Origin of the sequence: Phyllobacterium sp., from assembly GCF_037994425.1 — a bacterium.
Lineage (GTDB): Bacteria > Pseudomonadota > Alphaproteobacteria > Rhizobiales > Rhizobiaceae > Phyllobacterium.
On record NZ_JBBNAM010000140.1, the window covers coordinates 1 to 2,974 of the forward strand.

Here is a 2,974-nt window from a genome sequence, read left to right on the forward strand (position 1 = left end):
GTTGCCTGCACCCTTCTCGATGCCGGTACCTGCCAATGCTCGGACTATGTACACCGCAAGGCGAAGGTGCCCGATTGCGTGTTCTTGACTCCCGAGATCGTCCGCACCGTCGATTGGCTGCCTGAAACATGCGGCTATCGCCTGATCGACGAGGGCCGTGATCTTTACTGGTGGCATCCGCTGATATCTGGAAGTGCGGAAACCGTCCACGAGGCCGGCATTTCCGTACGCGGCAAAGTCACTGCCTATGACCACGAGATGAAGAGCGACGAGGATTATTTCGATCACATGATGACGCTCGAAGCATCGGACTGAGATAAACCGAATGTGAATGCCTCGTTGAGGAATTGTTCAGATCGATTGTGGAACAAAGCGCTCCTGTCCGGATTCCAGTATGCCTGGATATTCCCCCATCCCGGACACAGAAACAGGAGAACGCCAAATGGCTCTTTCATTCAAAACGTTGGTTGTTACCGCTACGATCGGTCTTGGTTCAATTCTCGGCGTGAACGCCGCTTCAGCTGCGCCGGTCGCGGCCACACCAATGATGGATGGCGCTTCGCCATTGGTCCAGGTCGATTATTATCGTCGCGAGTATTACCGTCCGCCCTATCGTCCGGTTCCCGCTTGTACGCCGGGCCAGGCAGCAAGCAAGGCAAGCCGCATGGGCCTCTACAACACGCGAGTTGTCGTCAACCGCAACGTCGTTCGCGTCGCCGGCTGGAAGCGTGGTTACCGCACCGCCGTGGTCTTTGCCCGTTCTCCGGGCTGCCCGATCATCCGGTAAAGACCGGATAGCAAAAAGGGTGCCGATCGGCACCCTTCTTTCATTGTCGGTCGAATGCTTCGAATCAGTTTTTGAGCTCGAACGTCATGTTCACATTGACATTATAGGTGTTCTCGCCAGCCGCGACGGGAACCGGAGCGGCGGCATCCATCGCCATCATCTTGCCGCGCGCTGCCATTGCAACCGGACGCGGACTGAAACTCTGTTCGTTGATCTCGATGACCCGTCCGAGACCGACGCCCGCCGCGTCAGTCAGAGTCTTCGCTCTGGCGACAGCATTGGCGACGGCATTCCTGCGCGCTTGTTCGAGAATCGTTTCCGGCTTGTCGTTGGTAAACGTGATGTTTCCGCCCTGATTGACGCCGAGCGTAACCGACTGGTCGATGATTTCGCCAACCTTCGTAACGTCGCGCACGCGTACTGTCAGGGAATTCGACACCGCATAACCCACGATTGTCGGCGCTTTGGGCGGCTGGGTATTGTCCTTGTTTTCCGGGTAGACATAGCGCGGGTCGATGCTGAAGCCGGAGGTCTGCAGGTCGCGTTCCGCAATGCCGGCCTTTTTCATGGCGTCGAGGACCTTGGCCATGGCTTCATTGTTGGCTGTCAGCGCCTCGCGGGCCGTCGGTTTTTCCTGCATCACCACCAGCGAAAGAATCGCTGTGTCGGGCGCGGCAGCGGCTTCGCCTTCACCGGTGACCGTGATGCGCGGGCGTGGTGCGTCCTCGGCGTGCGCCGCCAAAGGCACTGCCACCATTGTCGTTACAGCAAATGCCAGCGTCAGGATTTTCGATGTCATGGATAACTCCCCAGATGAAGTGACGATGCTGCGTCGCAGGTGATTATGGGTGGATTAGGGCAAATGGCAAAACTTTTGAACGCGATAGGTTTTGTGCATCCAAACGAACTGCTGCGCGTTACCAAGCAAATATCGAAGGAGTTGACGATGATCGAGACAGGACCAAGGCCGGCGCCGCGCAGGAACGAATCACCAGAGACTGAAACACCCGGACCGCAGTCATTCGACCGCGATGAAATCGTCGACGATGATGTCATCGCGGATGATGAGCTTGCCATTCGCGGCGAACGGCAAGTCGAGCCGGAGGACGCGGCCGACGTCTCCGAGGAAGACGACGACAATCCCTATCAGAACAGCGACGAAGCGCTGCCTGACGATGAGGAGGAGCTCGAAATCGCGCGCGATCCCGAACGCGAAGGCCGCAGATTCAACGACTAGCGATCCACTGGCTTAAATTGCTCCAGTCGGAAAACACGGCCGCAGCGCCCTTTGCCAAGAGAGCGGGGGCGTGATCATCGTGGGTGTGTGTGCCGCCCGTATAACCGAGTGCGGTCATGCCGGCTGCCACTGCGCCTTCGATGCCGAAGGGCGAATCTTCGATCACCACGCATTTTGCGGGATCGGTCTGCATCTGCGCTGCGGCATGGAAGAATAGATCGGGAGCGGGCTTACCGCGCTTCACCATGAATGAACTGAAGATCGCGTCGCCGAAATAGCGCGCGAGGCCGGTGATTTCCAGGCTGAACTGAATACGTTCGAGCGATGAGCCCGACGCAACGCAGTGTGGCGTTTCAAGCTTTTCCAGCAATGACGCGATTCCCGGTGTTGGCTGCAGAGAATCTGCGAAGACGCGCTTCGTTTCGGGCCAGAGGCCCGTTTCCGCTCCGTCAGCGAGTTCTAGACCGGTCAATTCAGCGATCCGGGCTATGATATCAGCTTGCTTCAAGCCGATGCACTGCGCGATGGTGCCGTCCGGCAGCGCCAAGCCCTGTTGGGCATAGATATTGTGATAGGCGAGCGCTGCGAGCGGTTCGCTGTCCACAAGCACGCCATCGCAATCAAAAATCACCAGTTCGAATCGGTTCTGCGGCATTTCCATCCTCTTTGCGCGTCATTTCAGACGGTCCTATCTGTCGATCATTACCACTCTTATAATGCACATAGGTCTTGACTAAAATACAAATGTTCAATATTCGATGGATGTAATACGAAAGGCTTTGCACAACCTCGCGAAGCCACTGAGGGAGGCATTATGGCGAGCAATGTTGCACTGACGGGACTGGCGCGTGACATGCAGGCGCGGGCGGATGCCGGGCGTCCGATCCGGATCGGGCTGATCGGTTCGGGCGAGATGGGCACCGACATCGTCACGCGGGTGGCGCACATGC

5 protein-coding genes and 1 pseudogene are annotated in these 2,974 nt (G+C 57.6%); 4 read left to right on the forward strand and 2 right to left on the reverse strand.

Annotated elements, in window-relative coordinates:
- Both AAAB35_RS10070 and AAAB35_RS10075 read left to right on the forward strand, forming a co-directional pair.
- Nucleotides 1-315: YcgN family cysteine cluster protein (locus tag AAAB35_RS10070; protein WP_340668144.1), on the forward strand; the 315-nt coding region annotated here is incomplete at its 5' end.
- Between the two features lie 127 nt (nucleotides 316-442).
- Nucleotides 443-787, forward strand: coding sequence for an antifreeze protein (locus tag AAAB35_RS10075; protein WP_340668145.1), 345 nt, complete (start codon nucleotides 443-445; stop codon nucleotides 785-787).
- 64 nt (nucleotides 788-851) lie between these two features.
- Here the strand turns inward: AAAB35_RS10075 and AAAB35_RS10080 are convergent, their stop codons facing one another.
- The gene (locus tag AAAB35_RS10080; RefSeq protein WP_340668146.1) at nucleotides 852-1,586 is read right to left on the reverse strand and encodes an SIMPL domain-containing protein; all 735 of its coding nucleotides are present in this window, start codon (nucleotides 1,584-1,586) and stop codon (nucleotides 852-854) included.
- 63 nt (nucleotides 1,587-1,649) lie between these two features.
- Here AAAB35_RS10080 and AAAB35_RS10085 point away from each other — a divergent pair, with 63 nt between their 5' ends.
- A complete protein-coding gene (locus AAAB35_RS10085) occupies nucleotides 1,650-2,024 on the forward strand; it encodes a hypothetical protein (RefSeq protein ID WP_340668147.1) in 375 nt (124 codons plus the stop codon).
- Here AAAB35_RS10085 and AAAB35_RS10090 read toward each other — a convergent pair.
- Nucleotides 2,014-2,679, reverse strand: coding sequence for an HAD family phosphatase (locus AAAB35_RS10090; protein ID WP_340668148.1), 666 nt, complete (start codon nucleotides 2,677-2,679; stop codon nucleotides 2,014-2,016). The genes AAAB35_RS10085 and AAAB35_RS10090 overlap by 11 nt on opposite strands.
- 159 nt (nucleotides 2,680-2,838) lie before the next feature.
- On the opposite strand from AAAB35_RS10090, the pseudogene AAAB35_RS10095 reads away from it, so the two are divergent.
- Nucleotides 2,839-2,974: pseudogene (locus tag AAAB35_RS10095) on the forward strand (homoserine dehydrogenase); the annotation flags it as partial.

Coding starts and splice junctions, on each gene's coding strand:
- AAAB35_RS10075 (WP_340668145.1), top strand. CDS start 443: ATGGCTCTTTCATTCAAAACGTTGGTTGTTACCGCTACGATCGGTCTT.
- AAAB35_RS10090 (WP_340668148.1), bottom strand. CDS start 2,679: ATGCCGCAGAACCGATTCGAACTGGTGATTTTTGATTGCGATGGCGTG.
- AAAB35_RS10085 (WP_340668147.1), top strand. CDS start 1,650: ATGGCAAAACTTTTGAACGCGATAGGTTTTGTGCATCCAAACGAACTG.
- AAAB35_RS10080 (WP_340668146.1), bottom strand. CDS start 1,586: ATGACATCGAAAATCCTGACGCTGGCATTTGCTGTAACGACAATGGTG.